Below are 14,379 nucleotides of genomic sequence, written 5' to 3'. Positions count from 1 at the left end.
AGAGGATCCAGCTATGAGTAGCGGACGTATCGTTCAAATCATCGGCGCCGTCATCGACGTGGAATTCCCACGTGATGCCGTGCCGAGTGTTTACAACGCGCTGAAAGTACAAGGCGCGGAAACCACCCTGGAAGTTCAGCAGCAGCTGGGCGACGGTGTGGTTCGTACCATTGCGATGGGCTCGACCGAAGGTCTGAAGCGCGGTCTGGATGTTGTCGACACCAAGGCTGCCATCTCGGTACCCGTTGGCAAGGCAACCCTCGGCCGTATCATGGACGTCCTGGGCAACCCGATCGACGAAGCAGGCCCGATCGGTGAAGAAGAGCGTCGCGGTATCCACCGCAAAGCGCCTTCCTTCGCTGAACAGGCAGGCGGCAATGACCTGCTGGAAACCGGCATCAAGGTTATCGACCTGGTCTGCCCGTTCGCCAAGGGTGGTAAGGTTGGTCTGTTCGGTGGCGCCGGTGTCGGCAAGACCGTAAACATGATGGAACTGATCCGTAACATCGCCATCGAGCACAGCGGTTACTCCGTGTTCGCCGGTGTGGGTGAGCGTACCCGTGAGGGTAACGACTTCTACCACGAGATGAAGGACTCCAACGTTCTCGACAAGGTAGCGCTGGTCTACGGTCAGATGAACGAGCCACCAGGAAACCGTCTGCGCGTAGCGCTGACCGGCCTGACCATGGCTGAGAAGTTCCGTGACGAGGGTAACGACGTTCTGCTGTTCGTCGACAACATCTATCGTTACACCCTGGCCGGTACCGAAGTATCCGCTCTGCTGGGCCGTATGCCTTCGGCAGTAGGTTACCAGCCGACCCTGGCTGAAGAGATGGGCGTTCTGCAAGAGCGCATCACTTCGACCAAGGAAGGTTCGATCACCTCGATCCAGGCCGTATACGTACCTGCGGACGACCTGACCGACCCGTCGCCAGCCACCACCTTCGCCCACCTGGACGCCACCGTCGTTCTGTCCCGTGACATCGCCTCCCTGGGTATCTACCCAGCGGTCGACCCACTGGACTCGACTTCGCGTCAGCTGGACCCGAACGTGATCGGCAACGAGCACTACGAAACTGCCCGTCAGGTCCAGTATGTTCTGCAGCGCTACAAAGAGCTGAAAGACATCATCGCGATCCTGGGTATGGACGAGCTGTCCGAGACCGACAAGCAACTGGTTGCCCGCGCTCGTAAGATCCAGCGCTTCCTGTCGCAGCCGTTCTTCGTGGCCGAAGTCTTCACCGGCTCGCCAGGCAAGTACGTTTCGCTCAAGGACACCATCGCTGGCTTCAGCGGTATCCTCAAAGGTGACTACGACCACCTGCCAGAACAAGCGTTCTACATGGTCGGCAGCATCGACGAAGCGATCGAGAAAGCCAAGAAACTGTAATCCCGGCGCCCCGCAAGGGGCGCTTTTCAGGTTGAGGCAAGCAGATGGCTATGACAGTCCATTGCGATATCGTCAGCGCGGAAGGAGAGATCTTCTCCGGCCTGGTCGAGATGGTAGTAGCGCACGGCAACCTGGGCGATCTGGGTATCGCTCCAGGCCACGCGCCGCTGATCACCAATCTCAAGCCGGGTCCGATCACGCTGACCAAGCAAGGTGGCAATCGTGAGGTGTTCTACATCTCCGGTGGCTTCCTCGAAGTGCAGCCGAACATGGTCAAGGTTCTTGCCGACACTGTGCAGCGCGCTGCCGACCTGGACGAAGCTCAGGCTCAGGAAGCCCTCAAGGCTGCCGAGAACGCCCTGAACGCGAAAAGCTCGGACTTCGACTACGGCGCTGCTGCCGCACGTCTGGCCGAGGCTGCAGCTCAGTTGCGCACTGTCCAGCAATTGCGCAAAGGCAAGTAATCTGGCTTTGGCCGGTCACTTCCATTGCGATTGAGTTAAAGGGTAGCCTCGGCTACCCTTTTTCTTTTTCTGAAATTCCCTCTTCGGTCACGTCCCTGACCACCCAGGATTGGTAGCCAGTCATGTCCCTCGATATCGTCATTCTCGCCGCAGGCCAGGGCACCCGCATGCGTTCCGCACTGCCCAAGGTGCTGCACCCGGTCGCCGGCAACTCCATGCTTGGTCACGTTATCCACTGCGCGCGCCAGCTGCAGCCCCAAGGTATCCACGTAGTCATCGGCCATGGCGCCGAGCAGGTACGTGAGCGACTGGCCGCGGACGATCTGAACTTCGTCCTGCAGGATAAACAACTGGGTACCGGCCATGCCGTGGCCCAGGCGCTGCCGGCCATCTCTGCCGACACCGTGCTGGTGCTGTATGGTGACGTGCCGCTGATCGAGGTGGAGACCTTGCAGCGCTTGCTGGCCAAGGTCAGCGAGCAGCAGTTGGGCTTGCTCACCGTAACGCTGCAGGATCCGACCGGTTACGGTCGCATCGTGCGTGACGCAGCGGGTAACGTGACCGCTATCGTTGAGCACAAGGACGCCAGTGAAGCACAGAAGGCGATCAAGGAAGGCAACACCGGCATTCTTGCCATGCCCGCAGCACGCTTGGCCGACTGGATGGGCCGCTTGTCCAACAACAACGCCCAGGGCGAGTACTACCTCACCGATGTGATCGCCATGGCCGTGGCCGATGGCCTGGTGGTCGCCACCGAGCAACCCCACGATCCGATGGAAGTGCAGGGGGCGAACGACCGTCGCCAGCTGGCGGAACTCGAGCGTCACTACCAGTTGCGTGAAGGCCGCCGTCTGATGGCCCAGGGCGTGACACTGCGTGATCCAGCGCGTTTCGATGTACGTGGCGAAGTAACCGTCGGCCGCGATGTACTGATCGATATCAACGTGATTCTCGAAGGCAAGGTGGTCATCGAGGATGATGTGCAGATCGGCCCTAACTGCGTGATCAAGGACAGCACTCTGCGCAAAGGCGTGGTAATCAAAGCCAACAGCCATATCGAAGGCGCGGTGATGGGCGAAGGCAGTGATGCTGGCCCGTTCGCTCGCCTGCGTCCGGGCAGTGTTTTGGAAGCCAAGGCCCATGTGGGTAACTTCGTCGAGCTGAAGAACGCGCACCTGGGCGAAGGTGCCAAGGCCGGTCACCTGACTTACCTGGGGGACGCCGAGATCGGCGCGCGCACCAACATCGGTGCCGGTACCATTACCTGCAACTACGATGGCGCCAACAAGTTCCGCACCGTGATGGGCGAGGATGTGTTCATCGGCTCCAACAACTCGCTGGTGGCACCCGTGGAAATCCAGGCCGGCGCCACCACAGCGGCGGGTTCGACCATCACCCAGATGGTGGAAACCGGGCAACTGGCAGTGGCACGGGCCCGTCAACGCAATATCGAAGGCTGGAAACGGCCAGAGAAGATCAAGAAGAGCTGATTATCCACAGCCCTTTCGATCGAAAGCCGACTTATGTGAGTAAGTCGGCTTTTTTATTGTCCGTGATGGCCTCTTCGCCGGCAAAACCGGCTCCTACAACTGGCGCGATACCGGCTTGTCGGCGAATGAACCAGTGCGATCACCAGCTGTTTATCCACAGCCTGCATTTTCTGATCACCAGCCTTGACGAATTCCCAAACTTAGGTTTTGATTGCAACCATTATCTTTCGAATCGAAACTTAAGAGCCAATGTCGAAACGAAACACCCCCCAACGCCGCCGTAACATACTGGCCTTGCTCAGCGAGCAGGGCGAGGTAAGTGTGGATGCGCTGGCCAAGCGCTTCGAAACCTCAGAAGTAACTATCCGCAAGGATCTCGCGGCGCTCGAATCCCACGGCCTGTTGTTGCGCCGCTACGGTGGTGCGGTACCCGTTCCGCAAGAAATGCTGGGCGAACCCGCGCAGCCCGTCTCGGCCTACAAGAAGGCCATCGCCCGGGCCGCCGTGGCACGAATTCGCGAACACGCGCGCATCATCATCGACAGCGGCAGCACCACGGCTGCGATGATCCCGGAGCTGGGACGCCAGCCGGGCTTGGTGGTGATGACCAACTCATTGAATGTGGCCCGCGCCATCAGCGAGCTAGAGCATGAGCCAGTGCTGCTGATGACCGGTGGTACCTGGGATCCGCACTCCGAATCGTTCCAGGGGCAGGTCGCCGAGCAGGTTCTGCGCTCCTACGATTTCGACCAGTTGTTCATTGGTGCCGATGGCATCGACCTCAACCGTGGCACTACGACCTTCAATGAACTGCTCGGCCTGAGCCGGGTCATGGCCGAGGTGGCCCGTGAGGTGATCGTGATGGTCGAATCCGACAAGGTCGGGCGCAAGATCCCCAACCTCGAGCTGCCCTGGGGCAGCGTGCATACCCTCATTACAGACGAACGCCTGCCCACAGCGGCACGCGAACATATTCAAGCCCGCGGCATCAACCTGATCTGTGCCGCGATCAGTCAGGAGCAATAACCATGTGTGGAATCGTTGGTGCAGTAGCCGAGCGTAACATTACGGCCATCCTCATCGAAGGTCTCAAACGCCTCGAATACCGCGGCTATGACAGCGCCGGCCTGGCTGTCTACACCCAGCAGGGTGAACTGCAACGCCGCCGCCGCATCGGCAAGGTCGCAGAACTGGAGGCCGCCAATGCCGCCGAGCCGCTGATTGGCCAGCTGGGCATCGCCCACACCCGCTGGGCCACCCATGGCGCGCCGACCGAGGGCAATGCCCACCCGCATTTTTCCGCCAACGACGTGGCGGTGGTGCACAACGGCATCATCGAGAACCACGAAGAGCTGCGTGAGGAGCTCAAGGCCCTGGGCTATGTGTTCGATTCGCAGACTGACACCGAGGTCATCGTCCACCTGATCCACCACACCCTCAAGAGCATCCCTGACCTCACCGACGCCCTCAAGTCCGCGGTCAAGCGCCTGCACGGCGCCTACGGTCTGGCGTTGATCAGCAAGCAGCAGCCCGATCGCCTGGTGGCTGCGCGCAGCGGCAGCCCATTGGTGATCGGCCTGGGCCTGGGCGAGAACTTCCTGGCGTCCGACCAGTTGGCCCTGCGCCAGGTCACCGACCGCTTCGTATACCTGGAGGAGGGCGACATCGCCGAGATCCACCGCGACCAGGTGAAGATCTGGGATCAAGCTGGCCACCCTGTCCAGCGTGAAACCGTGCAGTATCACGAAGGCGCCGAAGCCGCCGACAAGGGCGAATTCCGTCACTTCATGCTCAAGGAGATCCATGAGCAGCCGACCGTGGTGCAGCGCACCCTGGAAGGTCGCCTGGGCAAGGACCACGTCATGGTCCAGGCCTTCGGCCCGAAGGCCGCCGAGCTGTTCGCCAAGGTGCGTAATGTGCAGATCGTTGCCTGCGGTACCAGCTACCACGCCGGCATGGTTGCCCGTTACTGGCTCGAGAGCCTGGCCGGTATCCCGTGCCAGGTGGAAGTGGCCAGCGAGTTCCGCTACCGCAAGGTCGTGGTACAGCCAGATACTCTGTTTGTTTCCATTTCCCAGTCGGGCGAGACCGCCGATACCCTGGCCGCCCTGCGCAATGCCAAGGAGCTGGGCTTCCTGGGCAGCCTGGCGATCTGTAACGTCGGCATCAGCTCGTTGGTACGTGAATCTGACCTGACCCTGCTGACCCTGGCAGGCCCGGAAATCGGCGTGGCTTCGACCAAAGCCTTCACCACTCAGCTGGTGTCGCTGATGCTGCTGACCCTGGCCCTCGGCCAAGTGCGCGGCACCCTGGAAGCCGGTGTCGAAGCCGAGCTGGTGGAAGAGCTGCGCCGCCTGCCGGCACGCCTGGGTGAGGCGCTGGCGATGGACAGCGTGGTGGAAAAGACAGCCGAGCTGTTCGCCGACAAGCACCACACCCTGTTCCTCGGCCGTGGTGCCCAGTACCCGGTAGCGATGGAAGGTGCGCTCAAGCTCAAGGAAATCTCCTACATCCACGCCGAAGCCTACCCGGCCGGTGAGCTCAAGCATGGCCCGTTGGCGCTGGTGGACAACGACATGCCGGTTGTCACCGTGGCACCCAACAACGAGCTGCTGGAAAAGCTCAAGTCCAACCTGCAGGAAGTACGTGCCCGTGGCGGCGAGCTGGTGGTGTTCGCCGACGAGAACGCCGGCATGAGCAATGGCGAGGGCACCCATGTGATCAAGGTGCCGCATATCAACGACGCTTTGGCGCCGATCCTCTACACCATCCCGCTGCAGTTGCTGTCGTACTACGTCGCCGTGCTCAAGGGCACCGATGTCGACCAGCCACGCAACCTGGCCAAGTCGGTGACGGTCGAGTAAGGCCATCGCAACATCCGCTGTCGAGAAAACGCCCCTGCTAGCCAGGGGCGTTTTCATTTGCGGCGACCGCATCGGCATGACCAAACATTCTGCTCGGATCGTGACCCAGGTTGCAGTTCGTCATCTGAGGAAAGCCCCTACGACCGCCATCTGGCATGGATCAATGTTTTCACACTTCGTTTCACCTAACGTCGCCGTCTCACGAGCCACCAAGGACGACAGGAAATGCAGATTCTGGAACGAAAGTACGATATTCAGCCGCTGGGCGAGGCCGAGATGACCTTGCTGGTCAACGGTCTGCCCACCGTGGCGAGCGCGGGTGAAACCGTCCTCAGTGTGCTCAACGCGGTCGGCCTGCGCCAGTTGGCGCTCAATGATCATGGCCAGCTCAGCGGTGCCTACTGCGGCATGGGTGTCTGCCACTGCTGCCTGGTGCAGATCGATGGCCGGCCCAAGCGGCGCGCCTGCCAGACCGTGGTGAGGCCCGGCATGCGCGTGGAGACTGAGGTCAACCGCGTGCAAGAGGAGGAGCGTCCATGAGCCTGCGTCCTGTGATCGTCGGTGGTGGCTCGGCCGGCATGGGCGCGGCCATCGAGCTGGCCGAGCATGGTGTCGATTGCCTGTTGTTCGACGAAGCGTCACGCCCTGGCGGGGTGGTCTATCGCGGCCCGCTGCGCGCGGGTGTCGACCTGGGCTACCTGGGGCCACGCTACACCAAGGCACTGAACAAGCTGCACGAGGACTTCGCCGCCAGCGCCCAACACATTGACTTGCGCCTGAACCACCGAGTTGTGGGTGGGGACGATCAACGCTTGATGGTGCTCGACGGCGATGAGCAACTGCACGAGATCGACTATTCCCACCTGTTGCTGGCCGCTGGCTGTCACGAACGCAACGTGCCGTTCCCAGGCTGGACGCTACCGGGTGTCATCCTGCTGGGTGGGCTGCAGCTGCAGATCAAGAGCGGTGTGGTCAAACCCCTGGGCAGCACCCTGATCGCCGGTACCGGGCCGCTGCTGCCGCTGGTGGCTTGCCAGCTGCACGCTGCTGGCGCCAAGGTCGCTGGCGTGTACGAAGCCTGCTCGTTCAACCGCATCGCCAAGGAAAGCCTGGCGCTGATGAACAAGCCGCAATTGTTCCTCGATGGCTTGAGCATGCTCGCCTACATGAAGCTCAACGGTATCCCCATGCACTACGGCTGGGGTGTTGTTGGCGCCACCGGGGAAGGGGAACTGCGCGAAGTCAGCGTCGCGCCCTACACCCAGGACTGGAAGCCGGACATGACCCGCGTCCAGCGTGAGTCGGTGCAGACGCTGGCCGTGGGCTACGGCTTCATTCCGCGTACCCAGCTCAGCCAGCAGTTGGGGCTGGCACATGGGTTCAGCGAGGACGGCTACCTGCGTGCCGAGTGCAACGTCTGGCAGCAGAGCAGCCGACCCAATGTGCACCTGGCAGGCGACATGGCGGGTATTCGCGGCGGTGAGGCAGCCATGCTGACCGGGCGTATCGCCGCGGTGTCGATGCTCCAGCAGATGGGCAAGCTCGATGCCGAGAACGCTATCGAACGGCGCGAGCAGTACCTGGGCAAGCTGGCGGCGATCAAGCGTTTCCGCTCTGGTGTGGAACGCTATACCGCGCGTGGCGCCGCACAGATCGACCTGCCCCAGGCCGACACCGTGATCTGCCGCTGCGAGCACGTGACCCGCGATCAGATCGACCTGGCCCTGGAGCAGGGCGTGCAAGACATGGCCAGCCTGAAGATGCGCACCCGGGTGAGCATGGGCGACTGCCAGGGGCGCATGTGCGTCGGCTATTGCAGCGATCGCCTGCGCAGCGCCACCGGGCACAAGGATGTGGGCTGGCTGCGGCCGCGCTTCCCGGTGGACCCGATTCCGTTTTCCGCATTCGAACAACTGGCCACGGAGGCCTGAGCATGAACAAGCATTACGACATCATCATCGCGGGCGGCGGGGTGATCGGCGCGTCCTGTGCCTACCAGTTGTCCAAGCGCGGCAACCTGAAGATCGCGCTCATCGACTGCAAGCGCCCAGGCAACGCCACTCGCGCTTCGGCGGGTGGGTTGTGGGCCATCGGTGAATCGGTGGGGCTGGGGTGCGGGGTGATCTTCTTCCGCATGATGTCCACGCGCAGCAAGCGCGAAGCCCATGGTGCGGCCGTGGCGGTCGATTCCAGCACGCCGCATATCCTGCCGCAGTGCTTCTTCGATTTCGCCCTGCAGTCCAACGCGATTTATCCACAGCTGCACCAGGAGCTGATCGAGCGCCACGGCATGGACTTCAAGTTCGAGCGCACCGGGCTCAAATACATCATCCAGGATGAAGAGGACCAGCTGTACGCTGAGCACATCGTCAAGCAGATCCCTCACCTGGCCGACCAGGTACGCTGGCTTGACCGCGATGCACTGCGTGCCACTGAGCCGGCGGTGACATTGAAGGCTACCGGTGCGCTGGAGTTCCTGTGCGATCACCAGGTCAGCCCGTTCCGCCTGGGCGATGCGTTCATGGAGGCGGCACGGCAGAACGGCGTCGATCTGTACCCCAACGTGAACATCACCGGCGTACTGCACGAAGGTTCGCGGATCAAAGGTGTGCGCACCGCCGAAGCCGGCGAGTTCCACTGCGCCACGCTGATCAACGCCGCTGGCGCCTGGGCGGCCGAACTCAGTGAATGGGCAACGGGGGAGAGCATCCCGGTCAAGCCGGTGAAGGGGCAGATCGTCCTGACCGAGCGCCTGCCCAAGCTGCTCGATGGCTGCCTGACCACCAGTGATTGCTACATGGCGCAGAAGGACAACGGCGAGATCCTGATCGGCAGTACCACCGAAGAGAAGGGCTTCGATGTCAGCAACACCTTCCCCGAGATCAATGGGTTGGTGCAGGGGGCGATACGGTGTGTGCCGCAGCTGGCGCAGGTCAACCTCAAGCGCACCTGGGCCGGGCTACGTCCGGGATCGCCGGATGAACTGCCAATCCTCGGGCCTGTGGATAATGTTCAGGGCTATTTCAATGCCTGTGGACACTTCCGTACCGGGATCCTCACGTCGGCCATTACCGGGGTGCTGTTGGACAAGGTTGTCCACAATGAGGCGTTGCCGCTGGATATCGCGCCGTTCCTGGCCTCACGGTTTCGGGAGGGGGTGGACAAGAAGCTCGCGCACGGCTGAAGACGGTTCGCCGGCAAGCCGGCTCCTACGGGGGAGCGAGCCTGCCGGCGGGTCGATCAGATCTGCATTGCCTTGCCATCCACGTTCATTGCCGCCTGGCGCAGGGCCTCGGAGCGGGTCGGGTGCGGGTGGCAGATCAGGGCGATGTCTTCGGCGGAGGCGGCGAACTCCATCGCCACGCAGAACTCACCGATCATCTCGCTGACGCTAGGGCCGACCAGATGCACACCCAGTACTTCGTCGGTGTTGGCGTCGGCGATGACCTTGGCGAAGCCTTCGGTCTCGTGGTTGATCTTGGCGCGGCTGTTGGCGGTGAAGGGGAACTTGCCGACCTTGTAGGCGCGGCCCTCGGCCTTGAGCTGCTCTTCGGTCTTGCCGACCGTGGCCAGTTCGGGGCGGGTATAGATGACGCCCGGGATCAGGTTGTAGTTGACCTCATGGGGCTTGCCGGCGATGCGCTCGATGCAGGCGACCGCTTCGTCCTCGGCCTTGTGCGCCAGCATGGGGCCTGAGGTGACGTCGCCGATCACCCAGATGCCAGGCACCGAACTGCGGTGGTGATCGTTGGCGAGCATGCCGCGCTTGTCGGTTTCCAGCCCCACGCTTTCCAGGTTCAGGCCTTGGGTGTACGGGCGCCGGCCGATGGCCACCAGCACGTAGTCGGCCTGCAAGGTTTCGGCGGTGCCACCGGCGGCGGGCTCCAGGGTCAGGCTGACCCCGTCGGCCGAGGCGGTGGCCTGGGTGACTTTGCTGCCGAGCTTGAAGTTCATGCCCTGCTTGGCCAAGGCCTTCTGCAGCGTCTTGGCAGTCTCGTTGTCGGTACCCGGGCAGATGCGGTCCAGGTACTCGATCACAGTCACTTCGGCACCCAGGCGACGCCATACCGAACCCAGCTCCAGGCCGATCACGCCGGCACCGATCACCACCAGGTGTTTGGGAACCTGGGGCAGGGCGAGCGCGCCGGTGGAGTCGATGATGCGCTGGTTGTCGATGGTCACGCCGGGCAGCGGCGTGGGTTCGGAGCCGGTGGCGATGACGATGTCCTTGGCCTGCAGGGTGGTTTCGCTGCCGTCCTCGGCCTTGACGAGCACCTTGCCAACGCCGTCCAGACGGCCCCAGCCCTTGACCCAGTCGACCTTGTTCTTGCGAAACAGGTACTCGATGCCCTTGGTCAGGCCGGTCACACTCTCGTCCTTCTGCTTCATCATCTGGGCCAGGTTCAGGGTCGGCTTGACCTCGATACCCAGGTGCGCGAATTCCTCGCCACTGGCTGCTTCGAACAACTCGGAGGCGTGCAGCAGTGCCTTGGAGGGCATGCAGCCGACGTTCAGGCAGGTGCCGCCGAGGGTCGAACGGCCTTCGACACAGGCCACGCTCAGGCCCAGCTGGCCGGCGCGGATGGCGGCGTTGTAGCCGCCGGGGCCGCCGCCGATGATCACCACGTCATAGGATTTCATGGGTTCTACTCCAGAGTGAGGAAGCGAAGAGGGGCACAAGGTTAGTCCGAGCGCGAAAGATTGTATACAATCCGTTGCGCTCACCGTGCCAGATAGTGCTAGACCATGGTCGCGATTAACGGAAACTTCGCACGAATGAACTACCCTGATCCGGTGACGTCCGTAATGTAAGGCGTGGCGTCCCGAATCAAAGATAGGGAGGGTCATGAATGCTTGCGCAACTTCCACTCGCGTTGCAGGGCTTGCACTTGCCTTTGCGCGTCAAGCTGTGGGACGGCAACCAGTTCGATCTGGGGCCCAGCCCCCAGGTCACCATCCTAGTCAAGGAACCCCAGCTGATCACCCAGCTCACTCATCCCAGCCTGGATGCGCTTGGTACCGCTTTCGTTGAAGGCAAGCTGGAGCTGGAGGGCGATATTGGCGAAGTCATTCGTGTCTGCGACGAGCTCAGTGAAGCGTTGCTCAAGGATGAAGGCGATTCCTCGCCGGTGCGCACCGCGCACGACAAGCGCACTGACGCAGAAGCCATTTCCTACCACTATGACCTGTCCAACGAGTTCTATCAGCTTTGGCTGGACCCGGACATGGCCTATTCCTGTGCCTACTTCAAGGAGCCCGATAACACGCTAGCCCAGGCGCAACAGGACAAGTTCGATCACCTGTGTCGCAAACTGCGCCTGCAGGCCGGAGACTACCTGCTCGATGTCGGTTGCGGCTGGGGAGGGCTGGCGCGTTTCGCGGCCCGTGAATATGGCGCCAGGGTGTTCGGTATCACCCTGAGCAAAGAGCAGTTGCAGCTGGCCCGCCAAAGGGTGACGGAGGAGGGATTGGACGACAAGGTCGACCTGCAGATCCTCGATTACCGCGATCTGCCCGAGGATGGCCGTTTCGACAAGGTGGTCAGTGTGGGCATGTTCGAGCATGTTGGCCACGCCAACCTCGAGCTTTATTGCCGCAAGCTGTTCAGCGCGGTGCGCGAAGGTGGCCTGGTGATGAACCATGGCATCACCGCCAGGCATGTGGACGGCCGCCCGGTTGGCCGCGGTGCGGGTGAATTCATCGACCGTTATGTCTTCCCTCACGGCGAGCTGCCACACCTCTCGATGATCAGCGCCAGTGTCAGCGAGGTTGGCCTGGAGGTGGTCGATGTGGAGAGCTTGCGCCTGCACTATGCCAAGACCCTCAACCATTGGAGCGAGAACCTGGAGAACCAGCTGCGCCGCGCGGCAGCGCTGGTGCCTGAGCAGGCCCTGCGTATCTGGCGCCTGTACTTGGCCGGCTGTGCCTACGCGTTCTCCAAGGGTTGGATCAACCTGCACCAGATTCTCGCTGTGAAACCCTACGCGGACGGCCACCATGACCTGCCCTGGACGCGTGAGGATCTCTACCGCTGAGACAACAAGGGCCTGCTTCAAGCAGGCCCTTGGTTTTACAGGATCGGTGAAATCAATCGCGCGATGCGCATCCCCAACTGTTGCAGGCGGTGGGTGTCGCGACTGTCCTCCGCAGTAATTTCCCGTGCCTGGTCGAAATCGGCCGCCAGCATGTGTTCTACCTGGTCCGCGAAGGCGCGATCCACGGTCAGCAGGGTGATCTCGAAGTTCAGGCGGAAGGAGCGGTTGTCCAGGTTGGCGCTGCCGATGGCGCTCACCTCATCGTCCACCAGCACCACCTTCTGGTGCAGGAACCCCGGCTGGTAACGGAACATGCGCACCCCAGCGCGCACCGCTTCGAAGGCGAACAGGCTGGAGGCGGCATAGACGATGCGATGGTCCGGGCGTGACGGGATCAGGACGCGCACGTCCACCCCCCGCAACACGGCCAGACGCAGGGCCGCGAAAATCGCTTCGTCGGGGATGAAGTAGGGGCTGGTGATCCACACCCGGCGGGTGGCCGAGTGGATGGCTTCGAGGAAGAACAGCGCACAGGTTTCCTGCGGGTCTGCCGGGCCACTGGCCAGCGCCTGGCAAAGCACACCGTTTTCGGGGTAGGTGTCTGGCAGGATCAACGGCGGCAGTTGGCGCGTGGCCCAGTACCAGTCTTCGGCGAACGACTCCTGCAGGCAGGCCAGCACCGGGCCGGCGATCTGCACATGGGTGTCGCGCCAGGGCGACAGATGGGGATTGGCGCCGAGGTACTCATCCCCCACGTTGTGCCCACCGAGGAAACCACGCACGCCATCCACCACCACGATCTTGCGGTGGTTGCGGAAGTTGACCTGGAAGCGGTTGAACCATCCGCGGCGGGTGGCGAATGCCTGAATCTGTACACCGCCGTCCCGCAGCACCTGGCTGTAGCTGCCCGGCAAGGCGTGGCTGCCGACCCGGTCATAGAGCACGAATACCTGTACCCCTTCGGCGGCCTTTCGTATCAGCAACTGTTGCAACTGTCTGCCCAGGGTATCGTCGTGAATGATGAAGAACTGCACCAGCACTGTGTTCCGAGCCGCATCGATGGCAGCGAAGATCGCCTTGAAGGTGGCTTCGCCGTCGATCAGCAGCTTGACCTCATTATTGGCCAGGCACGGCATGCGCCCGAGCTTGGGCATTGCTCGCAAGGCTGCATAACTGTCGGACTCGCGCGCGGTCAACGCCTCTTCGACCCAGGGACGCCAGTTAAGGTTGGCCATGGCCACGTGCATTTCCTGGTTGGCCTGGCGACGTGCCTGGATGTAGGCGTAGAACGAGCGGGCACCGAAAATCAGATAAGGGATGAGGGTGAAGTAGGGGATGAACAGCAATGACAAGGCCCAGGCGATCGCGCCTTGGGCGGTGCGCACGGTGAACACCGCGTGCAGCGCGGCGATGATGCCGAGCAGATGAATCAGGCCGATCAAGTAACCGAAGAAGTAGGGGCTGTGGTAATCCATACGCATCCTGCTTGCCAATCACAGTGCTGCTTAACAGACCACGTTCGTGGGGTGGGCTGCAACCTGCGGGGAAAAATGACGTCTAACGGCACAGTCCGGCCCGAGCCGGTATTTCGAGGAGCCTAGATCCATGAAGATTCGCCTGCCACTGCTTGCCCTGGTCCTGGGATTGGGCAGCCCGTTGGTACATGCGCAGATGTTGCAACCCGGTTTGTGGGAGCTGACCACCAGCAACATGCAGGTCGATGGCAAGCCATTGCCGGACATGGCATTCATGCTGGGCCAACTCAAGAACCTGCTGCCCGAACAACGGGCAATGATGGAGGGGGTGCTGGCCAAACAGGGCATCAGCGTGGGCGGCAAGGGGGTGCGCTCGTGCCTGACGCCGGAGCAGGTAAAAACCAATGACATCCCGCTGCAGGATCCGCAGTCCGGGTGCACCCAGAAGATCACCGAGCGCAATGGCAATGTCTGGAAGTTCCAGTTCAGCTGCCCGAAGGCTCAGGGGCAAGGCCAGGCCACGTTCCTCAGCGACCGGGAGTTCCTGACCAAGGTCAACGGCACCTTCAACGCCTCCGGGGTTCAGCAGGCCGGCAGTATGGACACACGGGCGGTATGGCTGGGGAACGACTGTGGAACAGTGAAGCCGCGCAGCTGATAG

12 protein-coding genes are annotated in these 14,379 nt (G+C 62.1%); 10 read left to right on the top strand and 2 right to left on the bottom strand.

Going from position 1 to position 14,379, the window contains the following annotated elements:
* Positions 1 to 13 precede the first annotated feature (13 nt).
* The 8 genes from atpD to hcnC all read left to right on the top strand — a co-directional run bounded on the left by atpD (position 14) and on the right by hcnC (position 9,392).
* Positions 14 to 1,390, top strand: coding sequence for a F0F1 ATP synthase subunit beta (atpD, locus tag IM733_RS19380; RefSeq protein WP_011536501.1), 1,377 nt, complete (start codon positions 14 to 16; stop codon positions 1,388 to 1,390).
* Between the two features lie 44 nt (positions 1,391 to 1,434).
* Positions 1,435 to 1,854 carry a F0F1 ATP synthase subunit epsilon gene (locus IM733_RS19375; protein WP_248918072.1) on the top strand — a complete coding sequence of 140 codons (420 nt, stop codon included), beginning with the start codon at positions 1,435 to 1,437 and terminating at the stop codon, positions 1,852 to 1,854.
* A gap of 122 nt (positions 1,855 to 1,976) precedes the next feature.
* Entirely contained in the window at positions 1,977 to 3,344 is a 1,368-nt protein-coding gene (gene glmU / locus IM733_RS19370; protein WP_248918071.1) for a bifunctional UDP-N-acetylglucosamine diphosphorylase/glucosamine-1-phosphate N-acetyltransferase GlmU, read from the top strand.
* A gap of 249 nt (positions 3,345 to 3,593) precedes the next feature.
* Complete coding sequence (locus tag IM733_RS19365) at positions 3,594 to 4,370, top strand: DeoR/GlpR family DNA-binding transcription regulator (protein WP_248918070.1); 777 nt, start codon at positions 3,594 to 3,596, stop codon at positions 4,368 to 4,370.
* 2 nt (positions 4,371 to 4,372) lie between these two features.
* On the top strand, positions 4,373 to 6,208 hold the full coding sequence (gene glmS, locus IM733_RS19360) for a glutamine--fructose-6-phosphate transaminase (isomerizing) (protein ID WP_248918069.1): 1,836 nt from the start codon (positions 4,373 to 4,375) through the stop codon (positions 6,206 to 6,208).
* A gap of 225 nt (positions 6,209 to 6,433) precedes the next feature.
* Positions 6,434 to 6,748, top strand: a complete 315-nt coding sequence (gene hcnA / locus IM733_RS19355) for a cyanide-forming glycine dehydrogenase subunit HcnA (RefSeq protein ID WP_213658964.1) — start codon at positions 6,434 to 6,436, stop codon at positions 6,746 to 6,748.
* The gene (hcnB, locus tag IM733_RS19350) at positions 6,745 to 8,139 is read left to right on the top strand and encodes a cyanide-forming glycine dehydrogenase subunit HcnB (RefSeq protein ID WP_248918068.1); all 1,395 of its coding nucleotides are present in this window, start codon (positions 6,745 to 6,747) and stop codon (positions 8,137 to 8,139) included. The genes hcnA and hcnB overlap by 4 nt, the downstream gene beginning before the upstream one ends.
* A gap of 2 nt (positions 8,140 to 8,141) precedes the next feature.
* The gene (hcnC, locus tag IM733_RS19345) at positions 8,142 to 9,392 is read left to right on the top strand and encodes a cyanide-forming glycine dehydrogenase subunit HcnC (protein ID WP_248918067.1); all 1,251 of its coding nucleotides are present in this window, start codon (positions 8,142 to 8,144) and stop codon (positions 9,390 to 9,392) included.
* A gap of 56 nt (positions 9,393 to 9,448) precedes the next feature.
* Here hcnC and lpdA read toward each other — a convergent pair whose 3' ends face one another.
* Positions 9,449 to 10,849 carry a dihydrolipoyl dehydrogenase gene (gene lpdA / locus IM733_RS19340; protein ID WP_248918066.1) on the bottom strand — a complete coding sequence of 467 codons (1,401 nt, stop codon included), beginning with the start codon at positions 10,847 to 10,849 and terminating at the stop codon, positions 9,449 to 9,451.
* Between the two features lie 209 nt (positions 10,850 to 11,058).
* On the opposite strand from lpdA, the gene cfaB reads away from it, so the two are divergent.
* On the top strand, positions 11,059 to 12,243 hold the full coding sequence (gene cfaB / locus IM733_RS19335) for a C17 cyclopropane fatty acid synthase CfaB (RefSeq protein WP_248918065.1): 1,185 nt from the start codon (positions 11,059 to 11,061) through the stop codon (positions 12,241 to 12,243).
* Positions 12,244 to 12,278: 35 nt separating this feature from the next.
* Here the strand turns inward: cfaB and cls are convergent, their stop codons facing one another.
* Positions 12,279 to 13,718 carry a cardiolipin synthase gene (gene cls / locus IM733_RS19330; RefSeq protein WP_248918064.1) on the bottom strand — a complete coding sequence of 480 codons (1,440 nt, stop codon included), beginning with the start codon at positions 13,716 to 13,718 and terminating at the stop codon, positions 12,279 to 12,281.
* 130 nt (positions 13,719 to 13,848) lie between these two features.
* Here cls and IM733_RS19325 point away from each other — a divergent pair, with 130 nt between their 5' ends.
* On the top strand, positions 13,849 to 14,376 hold the full coding sequence (locus IM733_RS19325; protein WP_248918063.1) for a DUF3617 domain-containing protein: 528 nt from the start codon (positions 13,849 to 13,851) through the stop codon (positions 14,374 to 14,376).
* The last annotated feature ends 3 nt before the right edge of the window (positions 14,377 to 14,379 follow it).

The sequence above is a fragment of the Pseudomonas entomophila genome (genome assembly GCF_023277925.1).
In the GTDB taxonomy this organism is placed as follows: Bacteria; Pseudomonadota; Gammaproteobacteria; order Pseudomonadales; family Pseudomonadaceae; genus Aquipseudomonas; species Aquipseudomonas entomophila_D.
Note: the sequence above shows the minus strand (reverse complement) of the source record. Positions and strands in the feature narration are given on the sequence as shown.